Genomic DNA, 20,934 nt, shown 5'->3' on the forward strand with positions numbered 1-20,934 from the left:
CGCACGCGCGCGGACCTCAGGTGAGTAGCGATTTGCCATTTTGCTTTTTGTCATAACCATCATCCTTACTTAAGTTGATGGTCTCCGACAAACTCGGAGCGATTCACGGTGCTGTCTTTGTGTGTCGCGCAATCCGTTGGACGTAGTACGATCGGAGGATTGCTGAAAGCTACTTAGAGTTACCATCTTTACGGAACTGGGGCTTGGCATGTCCGCTTGCTCCTATTTGACAAAAAGGTTTTCCACGCAGGGATTGAGAAGGCTAGGCCGTAAGCAGTAGATCAGGTTTCCAAACCGGCAATCGCTACACCATACCTTTGTGAGACGATCCTGACATATAGAGTTTACAACACGTCAATCGGATATTTGCTCACGATGCAACAAGCCCCTTCGGCGAGGGCGCTACATTTAAGAGAGCACCTCAATTGGGTTTTGCATTGCGCTATAAAATAGCTATTCGGTCTCCTGGAATGTCATAATAGGAATAGGTCATGTCATCTTCGCAGCTGCGTCAAAGATTCGAAATTACGATCCAATCTGGGGGTCAAATGTTGAAGCATGTTTGTGCAGCGCCTGAGGAGGCTGAAGCGGTGGATCGCATAATTCGCACTTATAAACACCGCAACCCTGTGCTTGTCAGTGTGAAGCGGCTTGGTGTGTTGCCTGCCAAGCTGAGACGCTAACGTGACTTTAAGGGGCTATCCTGTTTATCCTACTCTCCGCGATTTGGGAGTGTGTGCCTGATTATGTATGCAGGCCACATTTGTCCGGTGATCCTCGATGTTGTGCGTTGCTCAGAGAGTCTGCTTTCTTCGAATTGTCAATTTTATTTTGCGGGCGCGGTGAATGATGGCTATCCGCCGCAAGTAAATGCAGTCGAGGCTGTTCTTAGCAAATCGCTTTATTGCTGCCGCAGAGTGATTTTTGATGTCGGCTGCAGCACCTCCAGTTCGCTGCGGTCTCTCCGGCAGGCAAGACACGCTTGACAAGTTCCCATTTGGGTAACATACGGAGAACGGTTCCCGATGAGGGAACTTCGTGAGGTTGTATGCGGATCCTGTCGAAACGAACACTTGTGGAATACTGGACCAAGCATGCGGCGGCGAAAGCCCCGCTTCAGTTCTGGTACGCTGAAGTCGAGCGGGCACAATGGGAGCGCCCGCAGGACGTGAAGGACATGTTTGGTGCATCCGTGGACTTCGTGGGCGACAGCAGGATCGTGTTCGACGTCGGCGGCAACAAGTTCCGTCTGGTCGCCCGCGTTGTGTACGGCCCGTATTACCGTGTGATGATCAAGTTCGTGGGAACCCACGCAGAATATGACAAGATTGACGTAACCAAGATCTAAGTAAACCAGGAAGAAACAGATGGAACTCCGCGCCATTAGAACCGATGAAGATCTGGATTGGGCGCTTGCGGAAATCGAACAATACTTCGATGCACCGCCTGCGCCTGGAACGGAAGAAGCCGATCGCTTCGACATCCTGACCGATCTCATTGAAGCCTATGAAAACCGTGAATACCCCATAGAGGCGCTCGATCCGATCGAGACGCTGAAGGTCTTCATGGACATCAAGAAGAAAAAGCAGAGTGATCTGGCCGAGCTGGTTGGCGGCAAGCCCCGCGCTTCCGAGATCATGAACCGCAAGCGTCCGCTAACCCTGCGCATGATTCAGAAGATCAACACCAGCTGGAAAATCCCAGCGGCCTCTCTGATCGCACCCTATCACCTCGAGGCCAACGGCGAGGGGGCCTGATCCCCCTCCCATGGTTCCTCCCTGGGCATTTGCGTATACGGGGGGGCTTGGCGCGCCATTTCGCTAGCGCGTGGCTTTTTCACCGGGGAATCCACTTTGAAGCCAGCTTGCCCAGCCGGGAAAATAAAGTGACTCAATTACAAAGGGTTGGACGCATAAAACTGGCTCTCAGGGTGGATTCTTGAGTAATTTAGTCAAGAATCCACCAAGCCAAAAGCGCGCCAGTTTATCCAGCCAGGGAAGCCACCCTGTTTGAAGCTTACGTGGATTAATCAGAACGTATTGGTTCCGCGCCTAAAAATGGTTTGACATTTCTAGCCCCCTTGACTCATACACAAATCATCGAAGTTTTGCGCCCGGAGGATACCCCTCGCGGGCGCTTTTTGTTTCCCCACATCGCGGATCCCAATGCAGTCACCGGCTTCCTTGGCCGTGGCATCAACACGTCCGCCCTACCCCACAAACGAGAACATCCTCATGGACCTTGTCTTCGCGCCAAGCGAGATCGAGACGTGGCCGATCGACCGGCTGCACCCCTATGCCCGTAATGCCAAGATCCATGGCGACGATCAGGTGGCCAAGATCGCGGCCAGCATGGCCAAGTTCGGCTGGACCGTGCCCTGCATGGTTGCCGACGATGGTGAGCTGATCGCCGGGCATGGCCGGGTGCTGGCCGCAACGATGCTGGGGCTGACGGATGTGCCGGTCATTCGGCTGGGGCACCTTGATGAAGCCGAGCGGCGGGCCTACCGGATCGCCGACAATAAACTGACCGAACTGGGTGACTGGGACGAAGCCATGCTGCGCGACGAGATCGCGGGGCTGCTGGCGGATGATTTTGATCTGTCGCTTCTGGGGATCACTGATGCAGAGCTCGATGCGCTGCTGCAAGACCCCGATGCGCTGGGCACTGATGGTCCGGTCGAGGGCGAGGATGACATTCCGGATGTGCCGGTGACGCCGGTGTCGGTCCCTGGTGATCTCTGGCAGCTCGGGTCGCACAGGCTGATCTGTGGTGACAGTACGTCGGCCGATGTCGTCGGACGGCTACTTGGCGATGTGAAGCCCCTGCTGATGGTTACCGACCCGCCCTACGGTGTGGAATACGACCCAGGCTGGCGCAACCAGGCGGGTGCGGCCAAGACCAAGCGCACCGGAAAGGTGCTGAATGATGACCGCGCGGACTGGCGCGAGGCCTGGTCTCTGTTTCCCGGCGATGTCGCCTATGTCTGGCACGGGGCTCTGCATGCAGCGACCGTGGCCGACAGCCTGATTGCCTCAGGCTTCAATATCCGCTCGCAGATTATCTGGGCCAAGGACCGGCTGGTGCTCAGTCGCGGTGACTATCACTGGCAGCACGAGCCTTGCTGGTATGCCGTGCGCGCCAAGGGCAAAGGCCACTGGGCAGGCGATCGCAAGCAGACCACCCTATGGCAGATTGCCAACAAGGATCAGGATGCAGATACCGTGCATGGGACGCAAAAGCCCGTCGAATGCATGCGCCGCCCAATACTGAACAACTCCAGTCCCGGCCAGGCCGTGTTCGAGCCCTTCATGGGGTCCAGCACCACGCTGATCGCGGCGGAAACGACGGGGCGGGTCTGCCTTGGCGTTGAGTTGAACCCGGCCTATGTCGATGTCGCCATCGAGCGCTGGCAGCAGTTCACCGGCGAGGACGCCTTGCTTGTGGAAACCGGCGAGAGCTTTGCCGCCCTCAAATCTCAAAGGCTGGCGGCATGAGACAGTCGCGCAGGATGTCACTGGTTGAGGCTGGCGCCAACGTCGTGGTCGGTTATGTGCTGGCCGTTGCGACGCAGATCGTGGTGTTTCCATGGTTTGGTCTGGTGGTCAGCATCGGCAACACTCTCGCGATCGGCGCGATCTTCGTCATCACCTCGCTTCTACGCAGTTACGTGCTGCGCAGACTGTTCGAGCGCTGGCAATAACGACCACAGTCATGCAACGTCGAGTTTGTAGACTGTTCCCCGCCCGTCTTGCTTTTCAGAGATGACCGGCAGACCCAGTTTTTTCTTCAGGCCACCAGAGATCAGGCCGCGAACACTATGCGCCAACCACCCCGTCACAGCGACGATTTCAGCGATGGAGGCCCCCTCAGGCCGCTGCAGAAGGGTGATGATCTGTGCCTGTTTGGTATTGGCTCGTATCATCGGTGTTTTGGGTGCCGGTGCTGCGGCTGCATGCTGACGGACCGCAGCCATGGTTTTGACGACCACCGGTTCGATCCCCACTGCCAGCAGCCCTGCGTCGGTGACGACCAGCGTGGTGCCGTGACCATCACCGGTTTCGCGCCAGAGCGGTTCGCCTTTGCGAGTGTCGGCATCGACCTCTTCGAGCCAGCCGCGGTCGATCATCATGGTCACGACCTTCTTGGCAGCAGCGCCATGCAGCCCCTCGGGCAGCGGCATTGCGATGTTGTCTGCGCGCTGGGCGCCCGTGGTCAGGATCAGGCTTTGGGTTTTGGTGAGATTGGGCATAATGGCCTCCGGTCAAACGGGCAACGCAGGATGCGTGCCCTTCTACCGGCATTGGCCCGCGCGAGCGCGGGCGGGCCCGAACGTGATGGGTGCGAGCCTCAGTCTGCGTCTGTCATCGCGGCCGTGATTGCAAAGTGCTGCACCCAACCCGTCAGATACGGCAGACCCGCGGGGATGCCTTCTTCACGCGCTGTGCTGCGGCTGATGCGCCAGCCCTGCCAGCGGCGGATTGCTGATTTGATGGCCGCCTCGCTGTCGATATTACAGCCCGTAATGTTGCCCACCACATCGTCCGCAAAGTGGCGACCCATTCGACTGTCAAGAAAGTCGCGGATGCCGATCATCTCGTCTTCACTATCGGCGCCGATGGCTGTGGCGATAAGGGTGGAAGCCAGCGTCCAGACCTCTGCACTGCGCCGCTCGCGCAGTGGGCAGTGTGTCAGGGTTTGGAAAAAGCCGTAGTCTTCGTTGCGGCTGGGGTGAATGGCGTGTGCGGTCATGGGCTTGGATCCTTTGGTGCGCTGCATCGTTTTGGTGAAACAACCATCGCTCTGACAGGGCGATTAGCGTAGTCAATTCGGCGCAATTTGATTGCTTTTTTACACGCCCCGCAGGGAGGTCAGTTCACGCCATGCACCGGCTTGCCAGATATAAAGATGGCTGAGTTCGCAAGTGGGATGCGACAGGATGCGGGGTGCGCGCGGTGGATCAAAACAGTCCAGTGCTTCTGCACGCACTTGCCGGATTTCGCGGGCGGCAAGAATGTCCTCGGGTGTCCAACGCGCCAGAGCGGGCAGCATATGGGAGGGGTATCCGTCAAAGTGCACATACACATGTGCCCATTTGTCAGGCCCTGTCTGAATGGCGATCTGTGCGCGCGTGCTCATGACCAGTCCTCCTTCAAATCAGCTGCAGCTCGGCCAGCACGGTGCTGGCGGCGGCGAGCTGGCTGGTCGGCAGTTCGATCTTGATGTGCGAGAAGATGTCCGAGGCTTCAGCCTTGATGCCTGCGTCCCGCAGCGCCGTCTCGATGGCTGCTGCGGTGGCGTCGGGGCGGCTGCGGTCAAAGTGGTCGGGCAGCGCAGCGTGGTCGATGCGGATTGTCGTGGTGGCCATGGTCATGGTGTGCTCCTCAAGCCTGCTGTTCGATCAGGGCGAGAATGGCGATCGCCATCCCGCCGAGATACTCGCTGCGACGAAACACGATATCGTCGATCTCGCCTGCGCAGGTGATGGCGGGATCAACAGCCAGGCTCTCGGCCATATGCGGCAGCAGGCTTTTGGCTTGGGCGTTGTAACGTTCTGCGAGGGTCATGGGTCTGTCTCCGTTCTGGCGTGTTTGCTTGCACTGAGAATCGCTCTGACGGGCAGTATAATCAACTCAAATAGATCGGCTTTCCCGTTTATTTACAATATGTTGAGGACATGCAAAGCGCCATGGAAGATCTATCTGAACGCGCCTATGCAGAACGGTCCGGTCTGTCGCGTGGAGCCGTTCAGAAGGCCCGCAAGAATGGTCGCCTGGTGCTTTTTGCCGATGGGTCGATTGATGCGGTGGCGTCTGATGCACGCCGCGGTGCCATGACGGATCCGGATCAACAAATGCGGTCGCGTGGTGGTGTTGGGGGTAGTGGTTCTGCTGGTGATAGTGCGTTGATGTAGGCTGATAAATGCTACGTCAACCACCATCATTTTCCCCCTCGTCAGACATTGTTGGGTTCTGGAGCGAAGGTCGGTTTTAAGCCCGACTTCCAAGTTGCGGCATCGCAAATAAGGTCCGCTTTCAGAAAACTGAAATTTTGCCCTCGAAGGAAACGTCCCAAAGTTGACGTTCATTGTGACTGTCAGAACTACTATATCGCATTCTCCAAAGTGCCCTTAGATTGCTTACGCGTTATTTCGCTGGCACCCACGTCGTTCATATGGATACAGTTTTCACTAGCACCCGTTGAACCCATCACGGATCTAAAGAGCGAAGCTTTCAGCTACGCTTCTATGGCACCATAACACATAGAAGCTCGAATATGATGGAGGCCCCAAGAAATGCTGTGTTTCCGCTTTGATCAAAGGGCGGGGACACTTCGACGAGGTCTGCGCCAATTATGTTCACTTTGTCCAATGCGCGAACAACCTGAAGTGCTTGGTAGGAGTTTGGTCCCCCAATTTCGGGGGTGCCAGTTCCGGGCGCAAAGCTAGGGTCCACAAAATCTATATCGTAGGAAATATAAGTCTCAGACTCTCCGACAATATCGCAGGCCTCTTGCATCACGTCGTCCACACCGCGTGCATGAAATTCTTCAATCGGTATGACACGAATTCCGACAGCCTCAGCGAAATCACGGTCTTCGCTGTCGTAGGTCGTGCCGCGAATACCGATTTGAACGACTTTTTTGGGATCAAGAAGCCCCTCTTCAACCGCGCGGCGAAACGGCGTTCCGTGAGTGTACCGTGTGCCGCCGAAATAGCTGTCAAAAAGATCTGTGTGGCTGTCGAAATGGATCATCGAAACAGGCGCATCTTTTGCCAAAGCACGCAGCACAGGCAGGGATGTCAGGTGGTCCCCACCAGCCGTTAGTGGACGAATGCCGGCCGCCTTCACGTTTTCATAAAACGCTGTGACTCGCGCCATTGTCGCCATCAAATCCGCCGGGTTGGGCGCAACATCGCCAAGATCTGCACAGTTGGCCAATTCGAACGGACGCACACCAGTGCCTCCATTTTGTGCCCGCATCATTGTCGACATATCCCGCAGCTGGCGGGGGCCGTGGCGGGGGCCGGGGCGGTTTGTGGTTCCACCATCCCACGGCACACCGATCAGGCCAATATCGACGTCTTTGATCTTCGGATCGTCCAGCGCAACATGCGGCAGGCGCATAAACGTCGGGATACCTGCAAAACGCGGAAGATCGAAACCAGACACCGGTTGAAAATATGTATCACTCATTGCTATTCTCCATTAGCGCATCACGCTGCCGCCGTTTACGCCAAAACATTGGCCGGTGATGAATGTACTGTCGGGGCCCGCGAGATAACGAACCATCGACGCGATTTCTTTTGGGTCGCCAAAACGCGCCAAAGGAGTAGCGAGGTCTTTTGCAAGCGCCTCTGCGCTCATGGATTCAGGTTTTGTCATGTCTGTGGCGATTGATCCGGGCGCGACGGCGTTGACCAAGATGTCCGGCGCGAATTCATGGGCCATGCTGCGCGTCATGCTGATGATGGCACCCTTTGATGCGCAATAGGCGATCATGTTTTCACGTCCCAGAACGCCCAAATCACTGGCAATGCAAATGATCCGCCCCGTCGTGGTGCGCCGCACAAAGGCCCGTGACGCAAGAAACGCACCCCTCAGATTAACGGCGATGACGCGATCAAAATCTCGCACTTCAGTTTGCGAAAGTGGGGCTTCTTTCAGGATGCCCGCGTTGTTCACAAGGATCGTTGCCACGCCCAATGCCTGTTGCGTTGAGGTAAAGAAACTGTCGATTTCGCCCTCATTGGAGACATCACAGACAAAGGCAAACCCTTCGCTGAGGGAATTGATAGCGACCAAGGTTTCTGCCGCCTCGGGGTCATCGGCATGACAAAAGGCAACCTTCGCTCCCTGCTGCGCCAATGCAATACAAATCGCCCGCCCAATGCCGCGTGATCCCCCTGTGACGATCGCGGTCTGGCCTGAAAGGGTCACGACATCACCTCACCACGATCGACGTTAATGGCCTGTCCTGTGATGTTGTGGCCGCCATCGCTGGCAAGGAACAGATAGGTGTCGGCCATGTCTTCGGGGGTCATCAAGCCATGAATGGCCTGTGCAGACATGACGTCAGCGAGCAATCCGTCTTCGGTGGTTCCGCTGGTTGTCGCCAGTTCACTCAAAGAAGCCATGGCAGGGCCCGTTTTTACCCAGCCCGGGCAAATAGCATTTACGCGGATGCCGCGCGGCCCAAGCTCTTGCGCCCAGGTGCGCATCAGGCCGACATTGGCGTGTTTTGAAGCGACGTAAGCAGAAAACCCCCCCACGGCCGTTTTCGCCCAAATCGACGCGGTGATGATAATGCGCCCGCCGTCTGGGATACGGTTGATCAACGTGTCGGTAACGTTGCGTGTTCCGTTCACGTTGATGGCCATCACACGTTCAAACGTCGCATCGCCGTTGGGGTTTGTTCCACTGAGCGGTGTAGGTTTTTCGAGGCCTGCGTTGTTAACCAGAATGTCAACGCGTTCAATATTGGCAAGCGCGGCTGTTACTGCGCTCGCATCAGAGATATCGCATTTGATCGCTTTCGCCCTACCATGCATCGCGGCGGCGGCGGCGTGTATGCCATCGGTATCGGAGAGGATTGTCAGATCGGCACCCGCCCGTGCGAACGCGGCGGCCACACCTTGGCCAATGCCGCTGCTGGCACCGGTGACAAGAACAGATTTGCCCCTAAAATCAAATGAAATAGACACGTCTGCCCCTCCTAAGTCCGGCGATGACCTTCTTCGCGCATCAAGCGCATCAGTTTTTCCTCAAGCTCTGAATAGCCATCCATCCGGATGATATGTTCCTTATCGCCGATCCTTTTACCACCTTTGAACGCGGGAATAATTTCTTCTTTCAGGCGGCCCGGATGGCTGGACAGAAAGATGATTTTATCAGCAAGGAAAATAGCCTCTTCCAGATCATGGGTTACGATCACCATTGTCGTGTCTGTCTTTTCGGCTACGTCAATCATCAATTCTTGCATCAACCAACGGGTTTCTGCGTCCAGCGCGCCAAAGGGTTCATCCATAAGCAACACCTCTGGATCATTGGCCAGCGTGCGCGCAATCGCAACCCGTTGGCGCATGCCGCCAGACAGTTGCGACGGATAAGCTTCAGCAAATTTAATGAGCCCAACAAGGCCAAGAAAATGATCGGCACGTTCGCGACGCTTTGCCGCATCTACACCGTTCACCTTCATGCCGAATTCGACGTTCTTGCGTACGGACAGCCAATCAAATGATGTGTAGGCCTGAAACACCATGCCGCGATCCTGGCCCGGTCCAGTAACTGTTTTGCCACCAATGACGACCGCACCACTTGTCGGGGTTTCCAGACCTGCCATCATCCTCAGAACCGTCGACTTACCACAGCCTGACGGGCCAAGCAGGACACAGATAGAATTTTGGTCGACGCCAAAAGAAACACTGTCAACGGCCTGCAATGTTTTGCCGCCACCAAGTACAAATGTCTTGGAAAGATCGCGAACTTCAAGTTGGGTGCCAGACATCAGTTCTTAACCTCGAGATAGGGGAACAAACGACGATGAAGCATTCTGAACATCACGTCCGTCAGCAGGCCAAGAATGCCGATCACGACGATACCCGCCAGTATTTCATCGGTTTTCAAGAAGCGCCGTGCGCGCATCATCATTGCCCCAATCCCCGTTGTTGATGCTACAATTTCTGCGATGACGAGATAAGTCCAGCCCATCGCCAACATCTGCCGCATGGCTGTTACGATATCGGGAAGTGCCGCGGGGAAGACGACCTTTAGGACCACGACATAGCGATTAGCGCCCAACGTTAGCGCCGTTTCGATCAGCTCTTTGCGAACATTTTTAGTATGATCCATCACCAAAGTGATCAGAAAGAAGATGACGCCGATCACCAATAGCGCGAGTTTTGGTGCTTCTCCGGTACCGAACCACATCAACAAAATAGGAATAAATGACGGCGCAGGCAAATAACGCCATGCCGATACAAACGGGGCAAAAATCGCTTCAATCGACGCAAATGTTCCCATGGCAACTCCGAGTGGGATAGCAACTGCGCAGGCTATCGCAAACGAAATAAACACACGCCAGATGGAGATCAAGACGTCGCTAGTAAACCCCCGATTTATGAACAAATCATAGGTAGCGGCCAAAACCCTTTGCGGGGACGGCACCAAGAGGTCATTCACCCAGCCGGAACTTGTGGCCAAAACCCAGACACCGAAGAAAACGGCCCAAATGCCGATTGCGGATATCGTGCTTTGCAAATGTCCAACGGAGCCCCGGACCGCAAAGAAGTCCGGTTTGGGTTTGTTGTTTGTCATTCGCTGTCTCATATATCAAAAGCCCTGCGCGAAACATCGGTACGCGCAGGGACTTGGTTAAATCAGTTTGGTTGAAGGTCTTGGCGGTAGCCTGCCGCAACAAGATCACCCATCAAACTACAATCAACACCAGCGGCGGCATCAATCGTGTTTTCCATCAGCCCCAACCTGATCCACCATTCGTTGATAGTCGCGATTGTTCCGGTCATAGCACCATTTTCAATGCCAAACGGCGGCTCACCTTCCAGCACGCCACACATCCGTGCGGACTCATCAAAGTCGAGCATGTAGATGCCGCCATCAAGGCTTTTGCCGTCCGTCCCAATTACATAACCGATGTCTTCTTCAGGCCATTGCAAAAACGCAGCCATTGCCTTGTTCGCCGCTTCGACGTTTTGGTTCCAATAAGTCAGACCATCCCAACGCGCCTTTAGCACAGCAACCGCAGCTTCGCGGTTTTCAGCAATAAAGTTCTTGTTCATATACATCGCGTCCATGTAAATGCCCGACTTCAGAAGCTCGGCATCACCGGTATTGATCACGCTGCGGGCACCAGGGTTTGCCTCAAGAACCTGAGAAATCCATGGCTCGTACATGTAGCCCGCCGCAAGATCGCCCGACAGCATCGGGCCAACGGCCTCGTCTGCATTCAGGTTAATCCATTCGACAGTGTCGAGATCAACACCTTCACGGTCCAACCACATCCCCATCAGAAGATGCCCAATATAGGCTTGGGGTGCGGATACCTTTGATCCGGCGAGCGTCTCGACTTCAACCTCGGGGGCCAAAATGATATGATCAACTCCATAAGACGGGTTCAAAAAGGCTACGTTTACAACATCAAAGCCCTGGTCAACGATGATCGGTGTGTAATCAGCAGTGCAACCATAGACGTCAATTTGCCCAGCCGCCAAGGCTGAGTGACCGCCAAGAGGGTCTTCAAAAATTGTAATATCCAGATCGTGCTCAGGCAGAAAACCTTGCTGACGCGCCAGTTCAAGCATCGCGTATCCCGGCCATGAAACACAGATCCCCACTTTGATTTCATCAGCGGCAGCAGTGCCCGCACTGATGCCTGCAGACAGCAGGGCCGCCGCGCCGAGTGCATTGAAAATTCGCATGAGATGTCCTTTCCTGGTTGAAGTTACATTAAACCCTTATCCAGCAAAATCCTTTATGCAACAAAATATTTAGCTTACTAAAGTTTTTAGTTTGATTTTCCACAAGATTGCCTCTTATAGTTGCAGTATGTGAACGCGAGGAGGCTGCTGTGACTGGACTGAGAGAACGGCAAAAAGAAGATCGTCAGGCCAGAATTGCTCAGGTGGCAAAGTCCCTGTTCCTAAAGCATGGATTCGAAAAGACGACAATTGAAGACATTGCACAGGCGGCAGGCATGTCAGGTGTCACTGTCCATAACTACTATGGGACAAAATCGGGCATCCTATTGGCGCTTGTCGCCGAAAATGATCGCACATTGGTCACCCGATTAAATAAAGAACTGGCAAACTGTCCGCAAACTGTCACAGAAGTTATGCTGTCATTCTCAAAAACGATTATGGAACACGCAGTCGCCAATCTTCGGAAGGTGATTTGGCGGCAGGTGATCGCAACGGTAACAGCCAACGCTGACGATTCCGTCAGCAAACCGTATTTCGATCTGGACCAAGAGCTCGCGCAGGTTCTTGTGCAAAAGATGGAGCGGATGAAAGCAGCGGGGGCGTTGCCGCCGTCTGTGGTGCCCGAACATTTGGGTAAGGCGCTGTTCCACCTTCAGAACGCGCGGTTCATCCAATTTGTATGCTCGGAAAATTTACAAATAGAGGACGTTTTGCGCCGCATCCGCAATGATCTAGACGCGCTGTTTGCGGTTCAAGCGACGGTTACTGCATAGCAAGCGCGTACAGATTTTCAGAAAGGAAAACAATGTTTCTTCATCCTATGTCATGGCCCAATGGCAAGAAGTGCGCAGCATCGGTCACGTTTGATATTGATGCCGACTCTCTTGTGCGGGTCGGGCGGCCTAAAGATGCAGACCTGCGCCTTCAACCCATTTCGATGGGGCGCTATGGCCCGACTGTTGCAGTGCCGCGCATTCTGGAAACCTACCGCCGGCTTGAACTTACGCAGACATTTTTCATGCCTGGATGGGTGATGGAGGAATACCCCGACACTGTTGAGGCGATCCTGAAAGACGGCCATGAGATTGGCCACCATTCTTGGGCCCACGAAGATCCTATGGAACATTCGGACGAAGTAGAGGCCGAGCTTTTCGAGCGTGCACTGGACACTCACATCAAAATGACAGGGCACAAACCGCGCGGCTACCGCGCGCCTGTGTACAGCATCACCCCCGCTATCGTGAACCGATTGATCGAGCATGATTTCCTATATGATAGCTCTATGATGGCGGATGACCTTCCCTACGAGGTTGTCACCAACTCAGGTTCACTCATTGAGATCCCGCCGCACTGGGGAACCGACGATTGGCCGCCCTTCGCACACATGGGTGAGCTGGATTACATCATGCCTGTGCGTGGTCCATCCGATGGCATCAAAGCCTTTATAGAGGAATTTGACGCTATGTATGAGGCTGGAGGGTTCTGGATGCCCGTACTCCACCCCTTCCTGACTGGGCGCCTTGCCCGCTGGCGAGAACTGGAACGGCATATTGAACGGATCGTCGAACAAGGCGATGTCTGGCTGACATCGATGGAGAATATAGCCGAGCATGCGAAATCGACAGGCAGTCGCCTGCGCCAGGAAAACTTGGATACTGGGTCCACACCGGCCACACCACTAACCCCATGACGTCACATTCAAAAGGTGTGTTGATCACGATCTTTGGCGTCCTGCTTGTCGTGCCGGACGCATTGTTTGTTCGGCTGATCGAAGCAGACCCCTTAGTCACAGCCTTTTGGCGGGGTCTCATCGCTGGATTCATTATTTTCGCGCTTGTTCTTGTATTTCAAGGCTGGGGGGCGTTTCTGGCCGCTCTGCGCACGGGACGTATCGGTTTGGTATATGTCCTACTTCTCGGCACGACAAATATCGGCTTTGTCCTCGCGATCGCATGGACAAGCGTGGCGAATGTGGTGTTTATTCTGGCCGCGATGCCAATTTTTGCGACAATCTTTAGCCGCATCTTTTTGGGCGAGCCAATTTGCTTGCGTATGGTGGTGACGATGGCTGCAGTAATGGGTGGGTTGGCAATCATAGCAGCCGGATCACATGAGAACGATGTTTCATCATGGCAAGGTGATCTTTGCGCCCTTTTGGTCTGCGCATCCTACGCCGGCGCTTTGACCGCAGTGCGATGCGTCAAAGACGTCTCGATGATCCCGGCCATCCCTTGCGCGTACCTCGGGACGGCGTTGATCCTTGGGCTTATCTCTATTCCGGGTCCAGATTTCGGCCCACAATGGCCGTTGTTTTTGGCACATGGCGCGTTCATTGGCGCAGCAAGTTGCCTTCTCACGCTCGGTCCGCGCTATATCAAATCAGGTGAAGTTTCTTTGTTAATCCTGCTCGAATCCATCCTCGCGCCCCTTCTGGTCTGGCTCGTCGTAGGTGAAAATCCGGGTCAGAAAGCCTTACTTGGCGGCGTCATAGTGATAAGCGCATTGGTGCTCTATAACATCCATTCAATCCGTTCTTCGCAGGAACGGTGAACCAGATTCACAAGGACATTGATCCGCATTCCAATTAAATCCTTATTCATTGTCAGGCTAGGGGGGCACTGAAAAAGCATCGATTGACACCACAATCTGCTCTTCGGTGAAACGTGATTTGCGCATCGTCTGTTCTCCTTGTTCTGACGAACGTTACAAGAACAAACTCTCCTTTTGAATGGCCCGGTTTATTGGGGGCACGTCAGCTGGCGTGAGGTTTCCAGTCTCCCGCAAGCACGCCGCAAACCGTACAGCGGTTGCAGCGGGGATCAGCAAGCGACGACCGATCTCACGCGCCGAATGGCCCTCTCGGTGTAGAACTTGAAAACGATGGCGAATGTCGGGTGACAAGGGTGCGGGCATGAAACGATCCTCCTGAGCAGTAAGGAATCAGAAATCCGCACACGTGGGAATCCCCAACGATTCAAGATGATCAGGAACCGCTCTAAGGGCTACGCGACAGGTGCAAACCGCCATGGATTTTATTGGGAAATTTCAGACGCGATTCTGATTAATTAGGGTACAGCGACAGCAGGGGAGGTAAAAACATTCACCAACTGTTTGGGTTTTGAGCGGATATTGTTGGCAGAAAACGCGTTCTTTGTGTGCGATGGTTTTAGGCCTGCCACTCAGAGCAATCAACAAATTACGTAGGTAGTATTTGCGAGTCGCTTTTGGGCGCGATCGAATCGCGCTTACTCGACGATGAGTATTTGCCCGTTTACAAGCCCTTCAACTGCTTTGCTGAATGCGCGCCCAACGGCTTCGTTCGAGACATGATTGTGGCCCCTGAAGAAGCCGTCGTATTTAGCGCGCGACACTTCAAGAACTTCCGGGCTAACTGCATTGATGCGGATGCCTCTTGGCATCTCAATTGCTGCGCCTCCGACAAACCCGTCAATCGCTCCATTTGCAGCCGCTGCGCCAGATCCACCTTTTATCGGATCACGGTTGAGGACACCACTCGTCAAAGTGAACGAGCCGCCATCGTTCATATACTCAAACCCTGAAAGCACCAAATTTATCTGCGGCAGCACTTTGCCGTTGATGCCTTCGATGAATTGGTCAGTTGTCATCTCATCGACGGGTCCAAAATGCCCATGGCCGACCGCGCAAACCATTGCATCAATTTTGCCGATTGCTTCGTACATAGCTCTAATGCTGGCGACATCTTCAAGGTCAACCTGGATATCACCGCTTGTTTTGCCGACACGGATTATCTGGTGCCTTTCAGATAGTGCCTCGACTGCCGCGTTTCCAACTGCACCGTTTGCACCAACAATAACAACTTTCATTTCGATATTCCTCAGAGTACTTCCCGTAAAATTTTGGCTTTAGCGTTAAGGCTAAATCGTCAGCATTGGACAAACAACTAAAAGGTTGGTGTAGTCTAAGCTGCTTTCGAAAATACTTCCGTGAAAGGCTCCAACCTGCCGATATCCCTACGCCAAAAACCATGATTTGTTAGGTCCTGATATATGAAATTCTGGGATTTTACGCCAGAGAGATTGAGGCCCACCCAAAACGAGCGGGCCTCAAATATTAGCTTTATTCGAATACTGTCGCCGGATAGAATTTTTCCGACACCCACGCGCCATCTTCGGCACGCATGATCAGGAAAGAACCAGCCGGGGTTCCGCTTTCATCCATCGTCAACGGGCCGGATGCACCCTCAAAGTCGATATTGGTGCCTCCAGCAATTAAATCACGCGCCGCTGCAAAATCGGATACCATCTCCCCATCAACAGTTACATCGCGAATTGCCGAGTTGATTGCCTCGCCGTTGCAGCCTTCCGACCCCTCAAGAGCAAGGGCGACCAACATCGCCATATCATAGGAATTGGCTGCAAACGGGCCAGGTGCAGCACCTGTTTCCATCATCATTTTCGCGGCAAATGTTTGGTAGGCTGGCAATGAATTGTCAGGTTCTGCGAGTTGAACATAAGCCCTTCCGTTCAAGATGCGCGGATCGACGGCTTCAAAAATCTGCGGGACGGCCAGATCTGCAGTCAACAACCACTCGCCTTCAAACCCACCAACGGCGGCTTCTTTCATAACGGTTACGCCTGATTCCTGACCACCAGCCAAATAGATAACGTCGGGATTGTTCGCAAGGACCGCGACCAGTTCAGCCTGATAAGACGGTTGGCCTGGGTTGTAGATCACATAATCGGTGATTTCGACATTGGCCTCTTCAAGGGCCGCGCGAGCAACCTGCGCAGGAGAGATTGTAGACTCTTCATTTTGAACCAGCATGGCCACAGATTTATAGCCCTTTTCGGTCAGCCAGAGACCCGCCGCGGCGCCGTCACCAAGATCCGAACCAACAGTGCGATAAACGTAGTCTCCACCCAGCTCGTCCAAAGTGATTGTACCGGCATAGGGTGAAATGATGGGTGTCTGTCTGCGTTTGGCAAGATCAACAAGCGCCACCATAACGCCGGACGTTGGCCCAAGAATTGCAACAGCACCTTCGGTTTCGATCATCTTGGTGGCTTCACGGATGCCTTTTTCAGCGCTGCCCCCAGTGTCGGCAATAACAGTGCGCAACATCCCGCAAGAGGTACCACCGGCAGCGTTGATTTCGTTGACAGCAACTTCCACACCTCCTGCAACAATAGCACCGAACTCGCCCAGTTCGCCAGTAAGCGGCACCAGCACGCCGACGGTCACATCGGCGGCAGCAAAAGACGGCGCCGCGATGGCCGCTACTGCAGCAATGGCAGTCATGTTACGTAACTTCCTTGAAATTGTATTCATCTGTTTTCTCCTTGTTGGGTCGTATGATCCGGTTTTCCGGTTAGTGTGCCTGTAAAAGCATTTCTTCCAGCCTGCCAGGTTCCAGCAAGTCCGCGCTTGGCAAGGTTTCGCGATTGCGCCCAGCATCAAACATCCAGGTCGTTCGCGATATTTTTAGGATTTTTTCTGGGTTCTGTTCGACGACCCAAATGACGGTCATGCCAGATTGGGCCAGCTCACAAACCCAATCGACGATCCGGTCGACAAAGATCGGCGCCAGTCCCGCAGTCGGTTCATCAAGCATCAAGACCTTCGGCGCACCAATCAACGCATTCGCAACAGCAAGCGTCTGCCGTTCGCCCCCTGACAACGTTGAAGCAAGCTGTGTCGAGCGTTCTTTCAGTATCGGGAACCGTTCATAGGTATTGTCGATACGCGCACCTGTGTCCGCAAAGTTAAGCGCCGAAGCCAATAAGTTGTCGCGCACCGTCATCTCTGCAAAGGTATTGTTCTCTTGCGGAACATAGCCGACGCCAGATCGTGTTGTTGCCAAAGCACTCAATTTAGTAAAAGATTTTCCGTCAATCGTGATCTCGCCACGATCAACAGGTAAGTGACCAGCGATAGTTTTCATCAATGTGCTCTTGCCGGCACCGTTGGGTCCCAAAATACATGTAATCTCGCCGGGCTCCGCGATAAAATTCATCCCATGCAAAATCGTGACCTTCCCATAGCCGCTGTGCAGCCCTTTGACTTCAAGTTTCATGGTCTGCTCCAAGGTAGGCTGAAATTACCGCCGGGTCGTGACGAATAGAATCCGGATCACCCTCTGCAAGCAGCGCACCGTTCTGAAGAACAACGACGCTATCCGCAATGTTTAGCAGAAAGGCCAAATTGTGTTCCACAACGATCAAAGTTGTACCGTCCGCATGAAGCTGCACCAGAATTTCCGACAGTTTCACTTGCAAGTTCGGATCGACCCCTGCTGTGGGTTCGTCTAACAAAAGGATCGAGGGATCACGGTTCAGTTGGCGTGCAACCTCGAGCATGCGAAGTTCACCACCCGACAGGTTTGCAACTGAGTCATGCAACCGGTCCGCAAGCCCGACACGTTCAAGCGCGTGTTCCGCCTTTTCATGTAATTCCACATCTGCAGGGCGCCATCGTCCGAATAGTGCAGCAAGGGGCCCTTCTTCGGAATGCTCTGAACCGACGATGACATTGTCAATTACACTCAAAGACGGAAAAGCGCGTGGCGTCTGAAACGTCCGCCCAAGGCCGTGACCAGCGATTTCAGCAGCCTTGAGCGAAGACAGTTCCACACCATTCATGGCAACACGGCCTTGCGTCGGCTTCAATACACCCGAAATCAGATTGAACGTTGTGGATTTGCCAGCTCCGTTGGGGCCGATCAACCCGAGAAAACCTCCACGATTAACATTAAAGCTGAGGCCGTGTTCACCGCCAACGGCCCGAAATCCATCAAAGTCCATTGCGACGTTCTCGACGCTAAGGATGATATCGCTCATGACGCGTTCCTTTTTGACAATTTTTCCCAAGGCCGCAATCTCAATACGAGTATGAACAGGATTCCCGTGACTATTTCTTCGACCGAAGCAGCAATCTGGGCACCACGTACAGTCTCGAACGGGACCCCTTTGACGAGTTCCTGAAACAATACGAGAGCCATGGCTCCTAAAATCGCACCAACGATTGTCTTTTCACCAGCAAGCACGAGGGCGATCCAAACAAAAAATGTAACTTCTGCCGTAAACATTGCAGGTGCGACCAAGGTGGTAATCATCGCATAAAGAGCTCCGGCAAACCCGATCGGAATTGCTGAGATAATAAACACCTGAAGCCGGATGCGGGCGTCGTCTTTGCCGACGGCCTGCGCCGCGATTTCATCATCATGTACGGCGTCAATTGTCCGGCCGAAGGGTGATTTCAACAGACGGTTAAACACAAAAGCCGTGACCAACATTAACACTACGGCAGCAAGCGCGTATCCGACAGTATCGCTCATACCCAGCGTTGTCGGGTCCGGACGTTCGACATTGGCAAGCCCAACACTCCCGTTACCAATCCGGCGCTCATTAAGAAGGAGGGAATGGAAAACTTCGGCAAAGGCAAACGTCGTCAACGCAAGGTATTCGCCGCGCAACCTGAGTGTCGGCCATCCGGTGACCAGCGCAAAAAGCAGCGACGCAACACCAGCGGCAAGGAAGCCGACGTACCAGGGCATGTCGAAACCAAACCGGTATTGGTCAAGGCCGCTTGGAGGCTCTTGTGTGAAAATTGCGTAGGCGTATGCACCTGCCGCAAAATAGGCTACGGTCCCGAAGTTGATCATGCCACCACGGGCATATTGAAGATTTAGCGACAACGTCAGCACTGAGAAAATGGCCCCGAAGGTGAGTGTCGCGATAATGATTGCGTAAATAGTCATCGTGATTTCTTCCCTGCTAGACCCTCTGGACGGAACATTAGCACCAGAATGACGACGCTAAAGGCGACAAGTGGACGATAGCCTGCGGGTATCCAGAATACCGACACATCCATAGCAACGCCGATAATCAACCCTGCTGCGACGACCGCATAAAGTGAGCCGAGCCCCGCAAGGATTGCGACAGCAAGTATCTGTAGTATTTGGTTAAATGCGATATCGGTCGACAGTGTCGCAATTACAGCAAGCATGACACCTGCGAGACCTGCGAGACCCGACGAAATAAGCCACGTAATGCGCGAGGTCGATTTCACATCAATGCCGCGAGACGCTGCAAGCTCCGGGTTGGCTGACATGGCCCGGATCGCAAGGCCCATTGGTGTTTTGTTAAGAAACAACGCGAGGCCGACTGTTGCCAAAGCCGCGAAAACAACGACGATCATCTGGTAATTCGTGATCCGCACTCCCCAAAATCGGTAACTTTCAGCAAGCGGAATGTCCAGGCTGCGAATTCCGGTCCCGACGATGGCATCAACCGACCCGCCAAGGACATAGTGCACGCCGACGGACGTAATGAGCAAGATTGCCGGACCAAGCGCACGGATTGGATCATACACAACACGTCCAATAATCAACCCGACAAAAGCTGTAAAAACGATCCCAACCATTGCCGAGGGAATGATGTGCCAGCCCCAAATCACGTTTAGCCCCCATGTGGTAAAGGCCGACACGCCAAGCAATTCAGGGTGCGCAATATTCAGAAATCCCTCAACGCGGCGGGTGAATGAAAAACCGATCGTTGCAAGAATAAGAAAAGACCCCGTAACAAGACCGGTAAGCACAAGCTGGAAGAAAACTGTCATCGGCCCGCCCCTTCGATCTGATCGGATTTGCCAACCGCCAGATCCGGCCCGCAGAGCATATCTGCTGTTGCTTGAAAATAAATCATCTCACAGTTTTCCCTCATGCTTTTTAAGAAGCATACCCCCTTAAATGAAATCCGCAAAGTATTTATTCATGTGATTAATTAATTTGTTTAAGTTATTGTTTAAGCTTTATAATATAAGAAAATACACACCTTATGAGCAGTGATTTCGACGCTAGCTTCACTGGAAATCACCGCTCCACAGCCGAAAAACTTGTTCAGTCGCGCACTGCCCAGAGTGATTCAAGCCATAGGTGCGCGGCTGAATTCGTTATTTGCCTCGATCAGGCGACTCAGCAAATCGATGAAAACTGCTTGCTCTTCAGCGTTGAGCGGACTCATCAGTTTGTCCTGCGCTGCCGCCATGGCGGGCTGCATTTTTTTAATAAGCATGCGCCCTGCCTGCGTGATCCGTACAACGTTTGCGCGCGCGTCGTCTTTCGACGGCTCTCGCGTCACCAGATCATTACGCACCAGTCTTTTAATGACATCTGCGCCACTGGTACGGTCGATGCCTACAGCTTTGGACAAAGTTAGTTGATCTAGGCCGTCATTTTCCTGCAAGACCGACAAAATAGCAAATTGAACAGCCGTCACACCGTCGGCTCCGCATGCTTCAGCAAACAAACCGACATGAATCTGGTGCAACCGGCGTATCAAATAACCCGGCCTGCTCCAAAGTTGTTTATAACGGCCAGCTAGTTGAGGCATGTGATCGCTTGATGTCATAACGTGACGATACTTGGGTTTGTATTGATTCATTAACAGTTGCCTCCTGTACAGCTTGTGGAGGTTACTAAACCAATTACGAGTTGCTAACAAATTAATTGAGAAGTA

At 53.7% G+C, this 20,934-nt stretch carries 25 protein-coding genes and 1 pseudogene; 8 read left to right on the forward strand and 18 right to left on the reverse strand.

The window, feature by feature from the left end; genetic code table 11:
* Positions 1-1,048 precede the first annotated feature (1,048 nt).
* The 4 genes from C7964_RS17650 (at position 1,049) to C7964_RS17665 (ending at position 3,703) form a co-directional block, all read left to right on the forward strand.
* The gene (locus C7964_RS17650; protein ID WP_110280933.1) at positions 1,049-1,348 is read left to right on the forward strand and encodes a type II toxin-antitoxin system HigB family toxin; all 300 of its coding nucleotides are present in this window, start codon (positions 1,049-1,051) and stop codon (positions 1,346-1,348) included.
* Positions 1,349-1,367: 19 nt separating this feature from the next.
* Positions 1,368-1,757, forward strand: a complete 390-nt coding sequence (locus C7964_RS17655; protein ID WP_110280934.1) for a helix-turn-helix domain-containing protein — start codon at positions 1,368-1,370, stop codon at positions 1,755-1,757.
* A gap of 477 nt (positions 1,758-2,234) precedes the next feature.
* On the forward strand, positions 2,235-3,497 hold the full coding sequence (locus tag C7964_RS17660; RefSeq protein ID WP_110280935.1) for a site-specific DNA-methyltransferase: 1,263 nt from the start codon (positions 2,235-2,237) through the stop codon (positions 3,495-3,497).
* A complete protein-coding gene (locus C7964_RS17665) occupies positions 3,494-3,703 on the forward strand; it encodes a DUF7220 family protein (RefSeq protein WP_110280936.1) in 210 nt (69 codons plus the stop codon). Before C7964_RS17660 ends, C7964_RS17665 begins: the two co-directional genes overlap by 4 nt.
* Positions 3,704-3,712: 9 nt before the next feature.
* Here C7964_RS17665 and C7964_RS17670 read toward each other — a convergent pair whose 3' ends face one another.
* The 5 genes from C7964_RS17670 to C7964_RS20045 form a co-directional block, all read right to left on the reverse strand.
* The gene (locus C7964_RS17670) at positions 3,713-4,252 is read right to left on the reverse strand and encodes a DUF3489 domain-containing protein (RefSeq protein WP_110280937.1); all 540 of its coding nucleotides are present in this window, start codon (positions 4,250-4,252) and stop codon (positions 3,713-3,715) included.
* Positions 4,253-4,350: 98 nt separating this feature from the next.
* Positions 4,351-4,752: a hypothetical protein gene (locus C7964_RS17675; RefSeq protein WP_110280938.1), complete on the reverse strand. Its 402-nt coding sequence runs from the start codon at positions 4,750-4,752 to the stop codon at positions 4,351-4,353.
* Positions 4,753-4,851: 99 nt separating this feature from the next.
* Positions 4,852-5,139, reverse strand: coding sequence for a hypothetical protein (locus C7964_RS17680; protein ID WP_110280939.1), 288 nt, complete (start codon positions 5,137-5,139; stop codon positions 4,852-4,854).
* Between the two features lie 13 nt (positions 5,140-5,152).
* Entirely contained in the window at positions 5,153-5,374 is a 222-nt protein-coding gene (locus tag C7964_RS17685; RefSeq protein WP_110280940.1) for a hypothetical protein, read from the reverse strand.
* A gap of 10 nt (positions 5,375-5,384) precedes the next feature.
* Positions 5,385-5,567 carry a hypothetical protein gene (locus tag C7964_RS20045; protein WP_087210546.1) on the reverse strand — a complete coding sequence of 61 codons (183 nt, stop codon included), beginning with the start codon at positions 5,565-5,567 and terminating at the stop codon, positions 5,385-5,387.
* 122 nt (positions 5,568-5,689) lie between these two features.
* Here C7964_RS20045 and C7964_RS17690 point away from each other — a divergent pair.
* Positions 5,690-5,902, forward strand: a pseudogene (locus C7964_RS17690) (hypothetical protein); the annotation flags it as partial.
* Positions 5,903-6,245: 343 nt separating this feature from the next.
* Here C7964_RS17690 and speB read toward each other — a convergent pair.
* From speB to C7964_RS17720, 6 genes are all read right to left on the reverse strand, one after another.
* Positions 6,246-7,196, reverse strand: a complete 951-nt coding sequence (speB, locus tag C7964_RS17695; protein ID WP_087210549.1) for an agmatinase — start codon at positions 7,194-7,196, stop codon at positions 6,246-6,248.
* A 12-nt stretch (positions 7,197-7,208) separates the two neighbouring features.
* Positions 7,209-7,940: an SDR family NAD(P)-dependent oxidoreductase gene (locus C7964_RS17700; protein WP_087210552.1), complete on the reverse strand. Its 732-nt coding sequence runs from the start codon at positions 7,938-7,940 to the stop codon at positions 7,209-7,211.
* A complete protein-coding gene (locus tag C7964_RS17705) occupies positions 7,937-8,704 on the reverse strand; it encodes an SDR family NAD(P)-dependent oxidoreductase (RefSeq protein WP_181417235.1) in 768 nt (255 codons plus the stop codon). The genes C7964_RS17700 and C7964_RS17705 overlap by 4 nt, the downstream gene beginning before the upstream one ends.
* 11 nt (positions 8,705-8,715) lie before the next feature.
* Positions 8,716-9,507: an ABC transporter ATP-binding protein gene (locus C7964_RS17710; protein ID WP_087210555.1), complete on the reverse strand. Its 792-nt coding sequence runs from the start codon at positions 9,505-9,507 to the stop codon at positions 8,716-8,718.
* Complete coding sequence (locus C7964_RS17715; RefSeq protein ID WP_087210558.1) at positions 9,507-10,316, reverse strand: ABC transporter permease; 810 nt, start codon at positions 10,314-10,316, stop codon at positions 9,507-9,509. Before C7964_RS17715 ends, C7964_RS17710 begins: the two co-directional genes overlap by 1 nt.
* 62 nt (positions 10,317-10,378) lie before the next feature.
* The gene (locus tag C7964_RS17720; protein WP_087210561.1) at positions 10,379-11,437 is read right to left on the reverse strand and encodes an ABC transporter substrate-binding protein; all 1,059 of its coding nucleotides are present in this window, start codon (positions 11,435-11,437) and stop codon (positions 10,379-10,381) included.
* 149 nt (positions 11,438-11,586) lie between these two features.
* Here C7964_RS17720 and C7964_RS17725 point away from each other — a divergent pair, with 149 nt between their 5' ends.
* From C7964_RS17725 to C7964_RS17735, 3 genes are read left to right on the forward strand one after another with little or no spacing between them, the layout of a single operon-like run.
* Complete coding sequence (locus tag C7964_RS17725) at positions 11,587-12,210, forward strand: TetR/AcrR family transcriptional regulator (protein WP_157898252.1); 624 nt, start codon at positions 11,587-11,589, stop codon at positions 12,208-12,210.
* 32 nt (positions 12,211-12,242) lie between these two features.
* Positions 12,243-13,127, forward strand: a complete 885-nt coding sequence (locus tag C7964_RS17730; protein WP_087210567.1) for a polysaccharide deacetylase family protein — start codon at positions 12,243-12,245, stop codon at positions 13,125-13,127.
* Positions 13,128-13,144: 17 nt separating this feature from the next.
* Complete coding sequence (locus C7964_RS17735; protein ID WP_335673968.1) at positions 13,145-13,987, forward strand: DMT family transporter; 843 nt, start codon at positions 13,145-13,147, stop codon at positions 13,985-13,987.
* Positions 13,988-14,682: 695 nt separating this feature from the next.
* Here C7964_RS17735 and C7964_RS17740 read toward each other — a convergent pair.
* The 7 genes from C7964_RS17740 to C7964_RS17770 form a co-directional block, all read right to left on the reverse strand.
* Positions 14,683-15,282 carry a short chain dehydrogenase gene (locus C7964_RS17740; RefSeq protein ID WP_087210573.1) on the reverse strand — a complete coding sequence of 200 codons (600 nt, stop codon included), beginning with the start codon at positions 15,280-15,282 and terminating at the stop codon, positions 14,683-14,685.
* Positions 15,283-15,535: 253 nt separating this feature from the next.
* Entirely contained in the window at positions 15,536-16,873 is a 1,338-nt protein-coding gene (locus C7964_RS17745) for an ABC transporter substrate-binding protein (protein ID WP_087210577.1), read from the reverse strand.
* On the reverse strand, positions 16,788-17,492 hold the full coding sequence (locus tag C7964_RS17750; RefSeq protein WP_087210581.1) for an ABC transporter ATP-binding protein: 705 nt from the start codon (positions 17,490-17,492) through the stop codon (positions 16,788-16,790). Before C7964_RS17750 ends, C7964_RS17745 begins: the two co-directional genes overlap by 86 nt.
* Positions 17,482-18,255, reverse strand: a complete 774-nt coding sequence (locus C7964_RS17755) for an ABC transporter ATP-binding protein (RefSeq protein ID WP_087213424.1) — start codon at positions 18,253-18,255, stop codon at positions 17,482-17,484. The genes C7964_RS17750 and C7964_RS17755 overlap by 11 nt, the downstream gene beginning before the upstream one ends.
* Positions 18,252-19,175, reverse strand: coding sequence for a branched-chain amino acid ABC transporter permease (locus tag C7964_RS17760; protein WP_110280941.1), 924 nt, complete (start codon positions 19,173-19,175; stop codon positions 18,252-18,254). The genes C7964_RS17755 and C7964_RS17760 overlap by 4 nt, the downstream gene beginning before the upstream one ends.
* Entirely contained in the window at positions 19,172-20,035 is an 864-nt protein-coding gene (locus tag C7964_RS17765; protein WP_087210587.1) for a branched-chain amino acid ABC transporter permease, read from the reverse strand. The genes C7964_RS17760 and C7964_RS17765 overlap by 4 nt, the downstream gene beginning before the upstream one ends.
* A gap of 305 nt (positions 20,036-20,340) precedes the next feature.
* Entirely contained in the window at positions 20,341-20,859 is a 519-nt protein-coding gene (locus tag C7964_RS17770) for a MarR family winged helix-turn-helix transcriptional regulator (RefSeq protein WP_110280942.1), read from the reverse strand.
* Positions 20,860-20,934 lie beyond the last annotated feature (75 nt).

The organism is Loktanella sp. PT4BL (genome assembly GCF_003201935.1).
In the GTDB taxonomy this organism is placed as follows: domain Bacteria; phylum Pseudomonadota; class Alphaproteobacteria; order Rhodobacterales; family Rhodobacteraceae; genus Yoonia.